This window comes from Bacillus sp. CGMCC 1.16607 (assembly GCF_042683745.1).
Taxonomy (GTDB): Bacteria; Bacillota; Bacilli; order Bacillales; family Cytobacillaceae; genus Pseudoneobacillus.
In genome coordinates this window covers 1-13,845 of the sequence record NZ_JBHUJX010000012.1, presented here as the reverse complement: position 1 = coordinate 13,845, position 13,845 = coordinate 1, and the positions used below count along the sequence as shown (strand labels likewise).

The 13,845-nt window shown below is 38.3% G+C and carries 15 protein-coding genes; 1 reads left to right on the top strand and 14 read right to left on the bottom strand.

The window, feature by feature from the left end; all coding sequences use genetic code 11:
- Positions 1-11: 11 nt before the first annotated feature.
- From ACFSO7_RS07260 to ACFSO7_RS07210, 11 genes are all read right to left on the bottom strand, one after another.
- Positions 12-1,043 (bottom strand): TRAP transporter substrate-binding protein, encoded by a 1,032-nt coding sequence (locus ACFSO7_RS07260; protein ID WP_377876638.1) that lies wholly within the window; start codon positions 1,041-1,043, stop codon positions 12-14.
- 246 nt (positions 1,044-1,289) lie between these two features.
- A complete protein-coding gene (locus tag ACFSO7_RS07255) occupies positions 1,290-2,078 on the bottom strand; it encodes a 2-keto-4-pentenoate hydratase (RefSeq protein ID WP_377876637.1) in 789 nt (262 codons plus the stop codon).
- A 3-nt stretch (positions 2,079-2,081) separates the two neighbouring features.
- Entirely contained in the window at positions 2,082-3,110 is a 1,029-nt protein-coding gene (dmpG, locus tag ACFSO7_RS07250; protein ID WP_377876636.1) for a 4-hydroxy-2-oxovalerate aldolase, read from the bottom strand.
- Positions 3,111-3,129: 19 nt separating this feature from the next.
- Entirely contained in the window at positions 3,130-4,020 is an 891-nt protein-coding gene (locus ACFSO7_RS07245; protein ID WP_377876635.1) for an acetaldehyde dehydrogenase (acetylating), read from the bottom strand.
- Positions 4,021-4,034: 14 nt separating this feature from the next.
- The gene (locus ACFSO7_RS07240) at positions 4,035-4,811 is read right to left on the bottom strand and encodes a 2-keto-4-pentenoate hydratase (RefSeq protein ID WP_377876634.1); all 777 of its coding nucleotides are present in this window, start codon (positions 4,809-4,811) and stop codon (positions 4,035-4,037) included.
- Between the two features lie 54 nt (positions 4,812-4,865).
- Positions 4,866-6,326, bottom strand: a complete 1,461-nt coding sequence (locus ACFSO7_RS07235; RefSeq protein WP_377876633.1) for an aldehyde dehydrogenase — start codon at positions 6,324-6,326, stop codon at positions 4,866-4,868.
- Positions 6,327-6,341: 15 nt separating this feature from the next.
- On the bottom strand, positions 6,342-6,803 hold the full coding sequence (locus ACFSO7_RS07230; RefSeq protein ID WP_377876632.1) for a RidA family protein: 462 nt from the start codon (positions 6,801-6,803) through the stop codon (positions 6,342-6,344).
- Positions 6,800-7,816, bottom strand: coding sequence for an amidohydrolase family protein (locus ACFSO7_RS07225; protein WP_377876631.1), 1,017 nt, complete (start codon positions 7,814-7,816; stop codon positions 6,800-6,802). Before ACFSO7_RS07225 ends, ACFSO7_RS07230 begins: the two co-directional genes overlap by 4 nt.
- Complete coding sequence (locus tag ACFSO7_RS07220) at positions 7,801-8,340, bottom strand: 3-hydroxyanthranilate 3,4-dioxygenase (RefSeq protein ID WP_377876630.1); 540 nt, start codon at positions 8,338-8,340, stop codon at positions 7,801-7,803. Before ACFSO7_RS07220 ends, ACFSO7_RS07225 begins: the two co-directional genes overlap by 16 nt.
- Before the next feature lie 34 nt (positions 8,341-8,374).
- The gene (locus ACFSO7_RS07215) at positions 8,375-8,932 is read right to left on the bottom strand and encodes an NADPH-dependent FMN reductase (protein WP_377876629.1); all 558 of its coding nucleotides are present in this window, start codon (positions 8,930-8,932) and stop codon (positions 8,375-8,377) included.
- Between the two features lie 50 nt (positions 8,933-8,982).
- Positions 8,983-10,461 (bottom strand): 4-hydroxyphenylacetate 3-hydroxylase family protein, encoded by a 1,479-nt coding sequence (locus ACFSO7_RS07210; protein ID WP_377876628.1) that lies wholly within the window; start codon positions 10,459-10,461, stop codon positions 8,983-8,985.
- Positions 10,462-10,705: 244 nt separating this feature from the next.
- On the opposite strand from ACFSO7_RS07210, the gene ACFSO7_RS07205 reads away from it, so the two are divergent.
- Positions 10,706-11,320: a Crp/Fnr family transcriptional regulator gene (locus ACFSO7_RS07205; RefSeq protein ID WP_377876959.1), complete on the top strand. Its 615-nt coding sequence runs from the start codon at positions 10,706-10,708 to the stop codon at positions 11,318-11,320.
- Between the two features lie 199 nt (positions 11,321-11,519).
- On the opposite strand, the gene ACFSO7_RS07200 is transcribed toward ACFSO7_RS07205, so the two are convergent.
- The 3 genes from ACFSO7_RS07200 to ACFSO7_RS07190 form a co-directional block, all read right to left on the bottom strand.
- A complete protein-coding gene (locus ACFSO7_RS07200) occupies positions 11,520-12,134 on the bottom strand; it encodes a Crp/Fnr family transcriptional regulator (protein WP_377876627.1) in 615 nt (204 codons plus the stop codon).
- 286 nt (positions 12,135-12,420) lie between these two features.
- Positions 12,421-12,741: a hypothetical protein gene (locus ACFSO7_RS07195; protein ID WP_377876626.1), complete on the bottom strand. Its 321-nt coding sequence runs from the start codon at positions 12,739-12,741 to the stop codon at positions 12,421-12,423.
- A 22-nt stretch (positions 12,742-12,763) separates the two neighbouring features.
- A complete protein-coding gene (locus tag ACFSO7_RS07190; RefSeq protein ID WP_377876625.1) occupies positions 12,764-13,612 on the bottom strand; it encodes a DUF2935 domain-containing protein in 849 nt (282 codons plus the stop codon).
- Positions 13,613-13,845: the final 233 nt, after the last annotated feature.

Genomic DNA, 13,845 nt, shown 5'->3' with positions numbered 1-13,845 from the left:
CCCCAAACAGATTATTTACGGAATGTATCCATAAACTCCTGGATTAACGGGTCTGTTGGCCCATATTTTTCATCAAATTGTTTAATGTAAGGATCAAATAACGATTTATCAATTTCATATATTTTCATACCTTCATCACTAAGTGTCTTCTTAAATTCTTCTTCTTGTGCGGAACGTGTTGTTACAGCAAACTCTGCAGCTGCTTTAATCGATTCATCAATGATTTGCTGATCTTCCTCGGACATTTTTTCATAAGCGTCCTTGTTCATCATTGCAACAGCTGGCCAAACCATATGATTAGTTACCGCACCGTATTTAGCTACTTCGGAATATTTATTTGTAATCGTTGCATCTAAATCCATATCCATTCCATCGATGACACCGGTTTGTATTGCTGCATACACCTCTGGAAGCGGAAGTGATTCAGGTGAAGCTCCAAGTGACTTATAGAAATCTTGTAATGGAGGGCTCGGTGTTACACGGAATCTTAAACCCTTCATATCTTCTGGTTTCAATACCTCACGATCTTTAAATAACATGACACGATTTCCAGCGAAAAGGTAATCTAACCCATGAATCCCTTGATCATCTAAAGTACCTAGAATTTTTTTAGCAACTTCTGTATCACGCGCGGCATTAGCGCTTTCTAAATCAGGAAAAGCATATGGTGCAAACCATGCAGTGAATGCTGGTGCTCTTGAACTTAAATAGGCTGCTGTAATAAAACCAAAGTCAACAGATCCCGCCGAGATTTGTTGAACCATATCAGCTTCCGTACCTAGTTGACTAGCAGGATAAATTTCTAATTTCATCCGTCCATCAGAACGAGTATTTAATTCCTCTTTAAACTTTTCAGCAGCTTTATGCCACATATGGTCCGTAGGTGTAATATGAGCTAACTTAAATTGATACGACTTTCCCGCTTCTACTTTTGGATCTTTCGAGTCAGAGGATTCTGAGGAAGTGTTTTGATTACAAGCAGCAGTTGCAAGAAGAAGAGCCGTTGTTAAAAAGGCAATACCCCATTTTTTAATCTTTTTCAATTTTTTAACACCCCTTATTCACTAGTTTAGAAATCCTTTTTACTATGAAAGCGTTACCAATAAATAAAGCCATACCTCCTTTTTGTTATCTCTTACTCGGATTATAATCCCTATATTGGACAATATGTGTTAAGCAGTTAACATTTATCGTGACTTTTATCACTCTATTTTGAATATTCAAAAACTATCAATTTAGTGTCTACACGACAAAAATCATCTTCATTTCAGATTGAAACACTTCACTTTTTATTTACATGTAAAAGAAACACTACCTAATTCTTGGAATTGCACTTGAATCGTATCATTTGGCTCGAAGCTAATTGCTTCTGAGATCGCTCCACTTAAGATGAGATCCCCTTTTTTAATCCCTTTACCAATCTCACCTAACTTATTCACTGCCCAGGCTACTGACGTTGCAGGGTGTCCTAAAACGGCTGCACTGGCTCCAACTTGGGATACCGTTCCATTTTTCGACATCACCATACCGAGTTGAGCTAAATCTAAATCATCTGGCGATATCCATTTACTACCAATCACAAACTTGGCAGAAGAACAATTATCGGCAATAACATCTGCCAAAGTGAATTTAAAATTTAAATAGCGGCTATCGATGATTTCAATAGCTGGGGCAACGTAATGAGTTGCTTGAATCACATCCTGAGCGGTAATATTTGTCCCTTGTAAATCTTCTTTCATAAAAAAGGCAATTTCTGGTTCAGCCTTTGGATGGATAAGCTGACTAAATTTAATCGGTTCCCATTCGAGGGCAAGCATATCATCTGTTAAGTATCCATAAATCGCTTCATGGACACCCATCATTTGCTGCTTTGCCTTACTTGTTAGACCAAGCTTCAAACCGATGCGTCTTGCTCCATCTTTTTCCCTTCGTTGAATCAGTTTTTCTTGAATCAAATAGGCTTCGTGAAAGCTTAAATCTGGATATTGATCCGTGACCTTTACAACTTCACGTTGTTCTTTTTCTGCGAAATACAAGTAATCGACTATTTCTAAGTCCCTACCCTGTGTTAACGTCATTCTTTACACCCCCACATCGTGAGTTTTCGCCAATTTAGCTGCTACATCAAGAATCATATCTTCTTGTCCACCGATGACCCTCATTTTCCCTAATTCTATTAATATATCTCTTGGGTCTACTCCAAAGCGCTTACTTGCCCGTTCTGCATGAAGAAGAAAGCTAGAATAAACACCAGCATAACCAAGAACAAGACTTCCTTTATTTATTTCCTGTGGGCGTGGAAGGAGTGGGCCAACGATATTTTCGGCAAGATCCATCATTTGATAAATATCAATACCTAAATTTATTCCCATTCGATCCAATACAGAAAGTAGAACCTCTGTCTGCGCATTTCCTGCTCCTGCGCCAAGACATCTTACACTCCCATCTATTCTAGTTGCCCCTTCTTCAATTGCGATTAGTGTATTCGCAACGGCAAGTGATAAATTATTATGTGCATGGAAGCCAACTTCAATTTGTAAAGAATTTCTTAGTGCAGAAATTCTTTCACGAACTTGATATGGTAATAGTGCACCAGCAGAATCTGTTACATATACCGCTTCAGCACCATAGCTTTCCATTAGTTTAGCTTGTTCTACTAATTTTTCTGTTGGAACCATATGGGCCATCATGAGAAAGCCAATTGTTTCCATTCCTAATTCACGTGCTTTGTTTATATGTTGCGCGGATACATCTGCTTCCGTCACATGGGTTGCTACCCGCACTAATTTTGCACCTAGCTGATGAGCTTGTTTTAATTCATGAACCGTCCCAATTCCGGGAAGAAGTAAAACAGCAATTTTTGATTGTTTACTTTCATTTACAGCTGCTTCGATAAGCTTCATTTCATTAACTAATGATTTTCCATATTGAAGAGTTGAGCCTCCTAGTCCATCCCCATGACTTACTTCAATATAATGCATTCCTGCGTCATCTAATGCCCGTACAATTTCACGAATTTGAGCTTCTGTATATTGATGAGCAAGGACATGACTCCCATCACGCAAACAAACTTCCGTTATTTTTATTGACTTGTCATTCTTACGATCCATTTGTATACACCTTGCCCTTCTAACTAACAGGATTAACATTTTTCTTAACAAGCATTGCCCGAGCAAAATCCTCAGCCACACGAAGTGCTGCTGCGGTCATGATGTCTAAATTCCCAGCGTAAACAGGAAAATAATCACCTGCACCTTCTACCTCTAAAAAGACCGTCACACGATTTTCTTCGAATAAAGGCTCTTGTTTTAGTCGATAACCAGGAACATATTGCTTTACAGTATTAACCATTTCCTCAATCGACTTCACAATCGCTTCTTTATTCAAATTCTTCACTTCACAATATATCGTGTCGCGCATAAGTATCGGTGGTTCTGCTGGATTAAGAATGATGATCGCTTTACCTTCATCAGCACCGCCAACTTCTTCAATCCCTCTTTTTGTTGTTATTGTAAATTCATCAATATTCGCCCTTGTCCCTGGTCCAGCACTTTTACTAGAAATCGTTGCGACGATCTCGGCGTATGTAACGTCTGCTACTTTATTGACAGCATGAACAATCGGGATTGTTGCTTGACCGCCACATGTAATTAAATTCACATTTGAATGTATTAAATGGGACGTTAAGGAAACGGCTGGGCATACAAATGGCCCGATTGCAGCCGGTGTTAAATCTATAATTGTTTTCCCTAATCCTTCAAGAATTTCAGCATGTTTTACATGCGTATTTGCTGAAGTGGCATCAAAAACAATGTCTGCCATTTCCGGATGATCAATCAATGCTTTGATCCCATTCGAAAATGATAAATAGCCCATTTCATAGGCTCTTTTTAATCCATCTGATTTGGGATCGATACCTATCATTGCTGTTAACTCTATTAATTCACTTCGTTCAAGCTTATACATCAAATCAGTGCCAATATTTCCCGAACCTATAATAGCAGCTTTTATTTTACTCATATGAATACACCTCTTTACTCAAAAGATACTGAAACAGAGCCTAATTGGCCGAAGTGAGCAGAAATGCAATCGCCTTCCTTCACGGTAAAGGCTGCTGAAAGGGAACCAGGAAGTATGAGCTCTCCTGCTTTAAGAGTGATGTCAAACTCGTGCAATTTATTGGCTAACCAAGCAATTGCATGTGCAGGATGTCCTAATGCAGCGGCGCCAGATCCTGTAGAGACCATTTCACCATTGTTGTATAGAACCATCCCGATACTACGCAAATCCACTCCATCAATCGTACATAATTTATTCCCTACTACTACTTTTGCTGATGAACCATTGTCAGCTACCGTATCTACTAATTTAATTTTCCAATCTTCAATACGACTATCAATAATTTCAAGCGCAGGAACAATGTACTGTGTAGCCATTAATACATCTAAAAAGGTCACATTTGGGCCTTTTAAATCCTTTCCAAGAATAAAGCCGATTTCCGCTTCGATTTTCGGGCTTAACATATCACTAATTTTTACACTTCCCCCATCTGGAACCTGCATATCATCTAGGAGATGACCATAATCAGGTTCATTAACTCCCAACATTTGTTGCATCGCCATGCTCGTTAATCCGACTTTTTTTCCTATAATCGACCGTCCATCATCGAGCTTTTTTTTCGTCACTTCTAGCTGAATCTGATAAGCATCTGACACATTTAATTCAGAATATTTCTGAGTTAGTGGCGCAATTGCTTTTTTGCTTATTTCCGCTTCTAAAAGTTCGTCCGCAATTTCCTTTAATAGACTCATAGCCTCCGCTCCTTTGCACTCGTTTTAAGCAAATAAAGAGTGACTAAGCACTCTTTATAACTTCATAGTGATCGTCTTCGATTCTGTATAAAATTCAAAGCTATGACGACCACCTTCACGCCCAATTCCACTATCTTTTGAACCTCCAAATGGAGTTCTTAAATCCCTGAAGTACCAGCAATTAATCCAAAATAGTCCAGAGTTAATCCGTGAAGCGACTCGATGGGCACGACGGAGATCATTCGTCCAGACAACTCCGGCAAGTCCATACATGGAATCATTCGCTAATTTAATCGCTTCTTCTTCCGTTTTAAATGGAATAACGACCAATACTGGACCAAAGATTTCTTCCTGTGCGACTCTCCATTTATTGTCTACATCATATAAAACAGTTGGCTCATAGAAGTTTCCTCCGCTAAGCTCCTGCACTTTCTTCCCACCGACAGCAAGCTTCGCCCCTTCTGACAACCCAATTTGAACATACTGATCCACCGTTTCTAAATGATCTTTAGTAACAAGTGCACCCATATCTGTTTCTTCATTTAATGGATCTCCAACCTTGATTTTTTTCACTGCTGTAACAAATTTTTCAAGGAATGCATCATAGATACTCGATTGCACCAATAATCGGGAGCCTGCTAAACAAATTTCTCCTTGATTTCGAAAAATGGCTTCAATGGAACCAGCAACTGCTTCATCTAAATCAGCATCTTCAAAGACAATATTGGCTGATTTACCTCCTAATTCAAGTGAAACCGGGATTAATTGTGAAGCAGCATTCCTCATCACCGTTTTTCCTGTTGAACTATCTCCAACAAATGAGATTCTGCGCACACGAGAGTCCGTACACATCGTTGTACCGACCGTTCCCCCAGGTCCAGAAATTATATTTAAAGCACCTGGTGGAAGTCCTGCTTCATTTGCAATTTCTCCAAGCATCACAGCACTAAGTGGAGTATAGGATGCTGGCTTTACAACTACCGTATTTCCGGCAGCCAATGCGGCTGAAACCTTCCAAGTCATTTGCATAAAAGGCAGATTCCATGGGATGATTAAGCTTGTTACACCTGCTGGTGAATATTTCGAATATGACATATATTTCGAATGATCATAATGTTCATGATGGATATAATTAGCCATTTCTGCAAAGAATCTTAAATTTGCAGCAGCTCTTGGGATATCAAATCCCCGACTTTCTTTTATCGGTTTACCCACATCCAATGTCTCTACTAATGAAAGTTTATCCACTCGTTCCAAAACGAGATCTGACATTTTGCAAAGGATTCGGGACCTCTCAGCAACGGGCATTTCGCTCCATATTCCGCTTTCGAATGTACGATGGGCAACCTCAATCGCAAGTTTCGTGTCCTCTTCATTTGCTTTTGCTACAGAAGCAAGCTTACGATTCGTCGAGGGATCTATTGTGTCAAAAGTTTCTCCAGTAACGGAATCTTTATATTCACCATTAATAAAAAGCTTTGAATCCTTAATCATTTGTTGTTGCATCTGACTCATACACTGGTTTCCCTCCTACTCCTCTACCTCTAGAACCATTTCCACCTCAACCGCATTATTATTTGGTAGCTGAGCCATTCCAACCGCGGATCTTCCATGCTTGCCTCTTTCTCCAAAAACTTGTACGAGTAAATCGGAAGCACCATTCATTACTTTAGGCTGGTCGGTGAAATCAGCTGTACTATTGACAAAGCCAAGTATTTTAACAATTCGTTTGACTTTACTTAGTTCCCCAATTTCTTGTTTTACAACAGTTAATAAATTTAACGTGCATTGTTTGGCGGCTTCATAACCCACTTCAATTGTTACATCTTCACCTAATCTTCCTCGGTATTCATCCGTTCCTTGACCTGCAGTAAAAATGAGGTTACCCGTCCGAACACAACTGACATAATTGCCGGCTGCTGTTCGTAGAGATGGTAAATTTAAACCCAGTTCTACTAACCTTTCTTCAGGAGTAAGAGTATCATTCCTCATCCTTTCACCCCTTCTTTGATCGGTATGTTTAAGAAACGTAGCGCATTTAATCCAAGCATCGCTTCTGTTTGCTGAATTGAAAGTCCAAGTGTGTCATCAATTACTTTTCCTGGTGGAACTTCTCTTAACAAGAATGGATAGTCTGAACCCATGATAATTTTCTCATGTCCAAAATTTTGAATTAAATATTGAAGATTAATAGGCTCATTGACTAAAGAATCATAATAAAATTTCTTTGCATAATAACTCGGTGGCTGTTCTAATAATCGTAAATGTGGCCAAACCTTCCACCCTTGATCAAGTCGGGGAAGTAAGTAAGGTAAAGCCCCTCCACCATGTGCAAAACATATTTTTAAATTAGGGAATTTATCCATTACCCCACCTAGAATTAAGCTTGCACCCGCCAAAGCCGTTTCACTAGGCATGCCGACTGTATACATTAAATTATGTCTTGGCATTCGTTCTTTCCCTAATGTTTCCCATGGGTGGATAAAAAGAGGAACATCCCATTTCACGGCCATCTCAAAAAATTCGATAAAGGTTGGGTCATCCAAATTGACACCGTTTACATTTGTTCCGATTTCGATACCTTTTAACCCTAATTCATTGATACAACGGTCCATTTCCCGAATAGCAACATTTACATTTTGTAAGGGTACTGTACCTAATCCAATGAATTTTGTAGGATCATGCATAACTGTCTCAGCAATAAAATCATTTTGTATCCTTGCTAGTATTTCTGCTTCTTCAGCAGGCGCCCAATAAGAGAACGTAACAGGAATAGGCGACAAAACTTGAATATCGACACGTTCCCTTTCCATATCATGAATCCGCTTTTCTGGGCTCCACACCTGATCAGTCACCTCTCGAAACACCTTACCAGCGACCATAATATTAGCCCCGCAGGCGCAAGTTCTCTCGAGGGTAGGCCATCTTTCCCCTTTTAAGTGCTTCGTCAGTTCTGTAAAATCTTCGGGAATAATATGAGTGTGAAAATCTACTCGCATTGCCATTCACTCGCTTCTTCAGGCATAACATTTCCACAATGTTTACACGTTCTAAGTTCTAAACTACCATTAAATCCAGCAATTGCTTCCTTAACCTGAACTTCAATATTCGTTAATTGAATGGTAACTTTGTGCATTTCATGATCACAAGCATCGCAAAACCAAACGAAGTCCTCCAATTCTCCCTCCGCCCGATTACGTTCAATCACTAAGCCAATCGTATCTGCTACCCTGTGTGGGGAATGGGGTACATTAGCTGGAAGTAAGAACATCTCTCCCTCTTTTACTTCCACTACTTCACGTTTTCCTTCGCTATTAATCACTTCAACATAACAGCTTCCCTTCACTTGATAAAATATTTCTTCTGATGGGTCTACATGGAAATCACGTCTTTTATTTGGACCACCTAGGAGCATCACCATTAATTCTGCATCCTTCCAAACAAGTTTGTTATTTACAGGTGGTTTTAACTGATCCTTGTTCTCTTCAATAAATTTCATTAGATTGATAGGTAAGAATTGTGTTTTCATCGCTTCAATAACTCCCTTCAATTTTGAAAATCTTTTAATCTAAAACATTAACATGATTTTTTTTTAATGCTTTTTGCATATGAACCACTTCATCTGCTAGATTCGTAATTCGATCAAGCACTTCTGGATCTACCAATTCATTTTCTTGATTAAAATGACTCGTTTGTGCGTATACATAACCAGGTGCAACATACGCTCTGAAAAAGCCTGCAATCGGTTTTAATTGGTTTTCAATAACTAAATAATGTTGGAATGTACCGCCGTTTGCGACAAATCCCATCACTTTATTTCTGAAATTATTTGGGTGAATTAAATCAAATAAATTTTTCAAGACCCCCGTTATTGACCCTTGAAAAATCGGTGTCCCAATAATATAGAAATCAGCCGATGAAACGATTTCGATTACCTTCCTTGTGTCATCTGAATACGTTAAAGGGTCACGGCCATCACAAAATTGAACGTCGTAATCCATCATATCTAAATACTCTACCTCGATATCTGGGTTCTTTCTCTTCACTTCATCTAGTACTTTTTTTACGACGATTCCAGTTTTATAGCCAATAATCGTACCTGATATCCCTAAAAGTTTCATTTCAACTTCCTCCTAACCTTAAATATTTTTACATCTTCCAAAATAGCAACCTATTTATTCATTACTGCATTATCTAAAACACTTACTTTTAAAGCATCATTTACTAAGTCTAGTGATCGTTCACGTTTATAGTTATTGAAGAAGATAGCCCTCTTCCGGATTGGATCCCCAGTATAATAGCGCTCATATTGTAATAATCTTTGTCCAAAAGCTTCACCACATAAATCCCATGCAAGCTTAAAAATACTCACTCGTTCTAAAGATGTAACCCCAGCTCTACCTACATAATACTTATCTATTTCTTCTCTTAATTCTTCATGCCTGAAATCTGCACCTGTTGGTGACATTAATAAACCACCTGCTCCAACAATTTGCATCACTTCGATTGCCCTCGGATACATTTTCGGAAGTAATCCTCGAATCGTTTCAAGTGCGACATAATCTGGCATTGCCTCACCGTATTCCGTCATCGTATGCTCATATTCCGCTACACGTAGCAACGCTCTTATTGATTCAACTGACTGTATTAATTCACCTAAATCATTTTGAACATTTAAAAACCCATCTACTCCAATCGTATCAGCGAGTTTCATCGCCACTTCAGTCGCAAACTGTAGCTTTACTAATCCTCTTACACCTGACTGATGGGCTGGTTGCTGCCCTGCTCCAGTCATTGGGTATAGCTTATTTGCCGCCTCTACGTTGTTGTATAAGAAAATCCGATCCCAAGGAACAACCACATCGTCAAAAACTAACAAAGCATCCATTTCTTCAAACCTTGAAGCAAGTGGATGATCAAATAAAGAACGGGTACCATCCTGCATCGGTTCGCGACAAATAATACGAAGACCTGGCGTTTCAATTGGAATCGCAAAGGCTAATGCATACTTTTCATCACCAGGAGCAAACCCCGGGAAGGAATAAATAATGACCTCATCAGTAATTGGAGCCAAGGTTGCTAGCATTTTAGCTCCTCTTACCACTAATCCTTCTGGTGTCTCTTTCACTGCCCCTAAATGCGTATAAGTATCATTCTGCTCATGTGACGTCTTGCTACGGTCATTTTGGGGATTAATAATGGCATGAGTTAAAAATAAATCATTGTCACGGAGATACTTATAATAATTTCGGATATTTACTGCCCAATCCTTATTGTATTTTTCAAAAAACCATGAATTATAGTACATAGAGGTGACAACAACATTTAAAAAATCAGGTGTTCGACCCATTAATCCAAATGTCGCCTCAGCAAATGCTTCAAACACAGCTCTTCGTCGTTGTAAATCATCATAACTGCGAGGAACTAAGAACGCATTGTTTACTCTTTCTCCTGTTTCTTCACAAACATGAGTAATCTTCTCTTGGTATTTTGGATCATGCTGCATATCATATAGCTTTGCTATTTCATGTATAGGCTGCTGAAATACCATCTCGTCGTATAAATTAGTCACTTTTCTACCAGACAACCATACCTCAGGCTTACGTAATTTAACTGCTTCCATGTATTGAGCTCCTGTTCGGATTCCCATACAATCCCTCCCACAGAATAAGTATTTGAAAATTCTAACTGAATTGTAATACTGAATTCTTTACAAAACTGTAAGGTAATTAACGTAAATTACAATAAAATTCACAAAAGTCTAAATAATCAAATTATGTAGTGGTATTTTAATTAGGTTTAAACTATGCTAATAGTGGTAATACATATTCAAACATTTACAACCTAAGCAAATACATCCAATTAATTCATTAGGAGGTACTCGTTTGGTTACTGTGTATGAAAGTGCTTACAATTGGGAGAATTATTTAAAATATGGAAAGAGGAAATTTTTCAAAGGAAAGGAAACGATCTACTCGCAAGGTATGAAAGGAAATGAGTTTTATTTTCTTCATAAAGGTTTAGTTAGAATTGTTACTTCTACTGCTATTGGAAAAGAAAGAATTTTAAATATTGTCGTACCAAACCAACTTCTAGGCGTACAAGCATTGGATCAAAATACACATTTTACTACCGCTATTGCTGTAAAGGATTCCGTCCTTTACCACTTCTCCTGTGAGGAATTTAACCAGCTCATTACCCTTCATCCAGAACTATTCAGATTATTTTCACGAACCGTTATACACAAAATGCGGATTCTTTTAGATCGGATCAATTTGGATACGCTTACATCTGAGCAAAAAATCGCTTTACTCCTACACAATGTTTGTAATGAATTTAAAAATTACGAAGTCCCTCTAAATCAACAAGACTTGGCAAGCTGTACTGGTCTGACAAGAATTACCATCTACAAAATATTAAAGAAGTGGCAAGATTTTGGTATTATTGAAATTGATAATCGAAAATATTACATAAAAAAACCAGATTTCTTAAGAAATCTGATTGGATGAACAAAAGCGGAAGTGCCTTGTTCAGCCCCGACAAGCAAATGCCGACCCGAAGAGGAGGTTTGCTTTTTAACCTCATCTTTGGGGCGCCATTTGACCTCGAGGTCGACAAAAGCGCGACGTCCTGTCGCATTGTCGACACTATTACTTCCTGTACGTCGGGGCTAGGCGCTGGAGCTGGACGTGAACTAATTTATAATTCTTATAAATAATTTGCAAGTGTCTTGATCTTCTCCATGTCTTTAATGATAATTTGCCGATTACTTAGCTCGATAAAGGACTCCTGCTTCCACTTTTGAATCACTTTATTCACCGTTATTCGTGATGTTCCAATGTATTTAGCGAGAGATGTTTGATTCATTGGAACATTCCCATTTTCATGATAAAGTTTAAGTAAATAATACGCCATTTGTTGCTCAACAGGACTATCGATTAAAGAGATAATTTCAGCAAGCGTTCTAAATTTATAAATAAGAGAATTAGTATAAATCGTAGCTGCTTCTGGATGTTCTTTGCATATTTGTGAGATATCTTCATCAGAGAAGCGATAAATGACAGAAGGGCGAGTACTGACTGCTCCAGTCAAATAAGGTTCCTGCCCGATTCCATGCTCGCCAAATAGCATGCCTGGTGGCACAACATTGATAATTCTTTCATCTCCTTTATCTGAAAGAAGATTAATCTTTATCTCCCCTTTACTTAAATAGTAAATTCCACGACCTGTTTCTCCTTGGCGATATATGACTTTGTTTTTTTCTACATCAAAAATTTGACCATACTTCAAAAACGGTTTCCATTTATATCGTAGATTTAACATTCTATCTCCTTTTCTATCTGAAAATATATCAGAGTTCCGCTCTACTTACGATTATCTTGTTATTTCTCTCTCGATAACAATAAATCCTGCTATTTTCTTATGAAAGTTTGTCATCCATTTCATTTACAAAGGCTCTTTTCGCATAGATTGTTGTTTATAGACGAAAAAGTTAGTCCGTTAATTTCCGCTGCGGGCAGGGATGGGAGCCTCCTCGGCGTACCGCCTGTGGGGTCTCCCACTTCCCTCTTTTTCCCGCAGGAGTCAAGTGCCCTCCGCTACAATCAACTCAGATTATTAAAAATATATAATACTTTAAATGCAACTTACTTAATAAAAAAAAGCTTTCTAAAAGGATGTTGTTTTTGGAAAAAGCAAACAAATAATAAAGAGGTTGATTGGAACGGAAGGTGCGAGACTCCTGCGGGAGCAGCGGGACAGGTGAGACCCCACAGGCGCGAAAAGCGCCGAGGAGGCTCACCGCCCGCCCCGCGGAAAGCGAGCATCCTGGAGTGGAAATCAACCACTCTACCTGTTCAAGAGCAACAAAGTATACGAAATCAGCCTTTACAAATAAAAAAATACCACCTTCCGGAAAAATTATTTCCAATCAGATGGCATTCTTTTACTATTTACATTCTTGTTTGAGGGGTAACGCTTGTGAGATGAGCATCAAACATATCAATGATTTCAAGAAAACGATCAGCTTCACGGAAAACATGGTCCGCCAATAAAGGATGAATAATGCTCTTAATTTTACATTGTTCGATTAAATCGCGTGCTGTTTTCTTAAAGTCCCTTAAGGAAACGACCGACACACGATTTTGATCAAGGAATTGGTCTAATAATGGAACAGTTTGAGATTGTGGCTTCATTGATTCTAAATCGATTGCTTGGTACATTAATTGATCAAAATCATGACTAAAATTTTGCGCCATATCTACTAACTTTCTTTCCGAAGGATCTAAAAGATGGCCAATAAATTTCGCGTGGTCAGCCATAATCCTTAAGAAAAAGACATTTTCTTTAATAATTGCATCTGGAAGTGGTTTCAATTTCCCTTCATTTAATTCGATTAAGCGTTTTCTAAAGTAATTAGCTTCCCTACTCGTATGATCTACTAGCAACGGAAAATTATTGGCACCTGGCAATTTACAAGTGAGGATTAAACCTAACACTTTACGTTTAAATGCAAAGATATTCGTAGCAGCTTGCTGTACTTCAGAATTAAATCTTCTTATCACTTCAGGATCTGTTTGATCATTAAATGCATGAGCACGCTGTTCGATGTGTTCAAATAACCGATAAAATTGATTAGCTTCTTCGATTAATTTCGTATCCTCCGCCCTAAAGCCTAAACGAAGAAATAAAGAATGTTCTTTCATGATCCTTGACCAGAAACGAATTTCATTTAATGAGCGAGTTATAAACAAACCAGATGTAACTCCAGTATCAGGGTGTATGTGTTCATTCCCATTCATGCCAAAGCCTCCCCTGTTATTCATTTATTCATACTATTTGTATTAAGAGTAAGGTACAAAAATACCTATGATATCTTAAAAAGTGGCAATGCATTAAAAAACACCCTCCGCTCCGATGATATGCTCCCCTTTAAGTAGACAGATTAAAAAATAAAAATCTGTTTACTCAAGGGGAGTATTTATTTTGTCTAAAAGGGCTTATCCTGTAGAGGAAAAATTGAAGATATTAAAGG

Bases quoted from the DNA above. Each gene is read 5' to 3' on its own strand.
- ACFSO7_RS07215 (WP_377876629.1), bottom strand. From the start codon at position 8,932: ATGAAACTTTTAGGGATATCAGGTACGATTATTGGCTATAAAACTGGA.
- ACFSO7_RS07245 (WP_377876635.1), bottom strand. From the start codon at position 4,020: ATGAGTAAAATAAAAGCTGCTATTATAGGTTCGGGAAATATTGGCACT.
- dmpG (WP_377876636.1), bottom strand. From the start codon at position 3,110: ATGGATCGTAAGAATGACAAGTCAATAAAAATAACGGAAGTTTGTTTG.
- ACFSO7_RS07255 (WP_377876637.1), bottom strand. From the start codon at position 2,078: ATGACGTTAACACAGGGTAGGGACTTAGAAATAGTCGATTACTTGTAT.
- ACFSO7_RS07230 (WP_377876632.1), bottom strand. From the start codon at position 6,803: ATGAGGAATGATACTCTTACTCCTGAAGAAAGGTTAGTAGAACTGGGT.
- ACFSO7_RS07220 (WP_377876630.1), bottom strand. From the start codon at position 8,340: ATGAAAACACAATTCTTACCTATCAATCTAATGAAATTTATTGAAGAG.
- ACFSO7_RS07210 (WP_377876628.1), bottom strand. From the start codon at position 10,461: ATGGGAATCCGAACAGGAGCTCAATACATGGAAGCAGTTAAATTACGT.
- ACFSO7_RS07200 (WP_377876627.1), bottom strand. From the start codon at position 12,134: ATGTTAAATCTACGATATAAATGGAAACCGTTTTTGAAGTATGGTCAA.
- ACFSO7_RS07235 (WP_377876633.1), bottom strand. From the start codon at position 6,326: ATGAGTCAGATGCAACAACAAATGATTAAGGATTCAAAGCTTTTTATT.
- ACFSO7_RS07240 (WP_377876634.1), bottom strand. From the start codon at position 4,811: ATGAGTCTATTAAAGGAAATTGCGGACGAACTTTTAGAAGCGGAAATA.
- ACFSO7_RS07225 (WP_377876631.1), bottom strand. From the start codon at position 7,816: ATGGCAATGCGAGTAGATTTTCACACTCATATTATTCCCGAAGATTTT.
- ACFSO7_RS07190 (WP_377876625.1), bottom strand. From the start codon at position 13,612: ATGAATGGGAATGAACACATACACCCTGATACTGGAGTTACATCTGGT.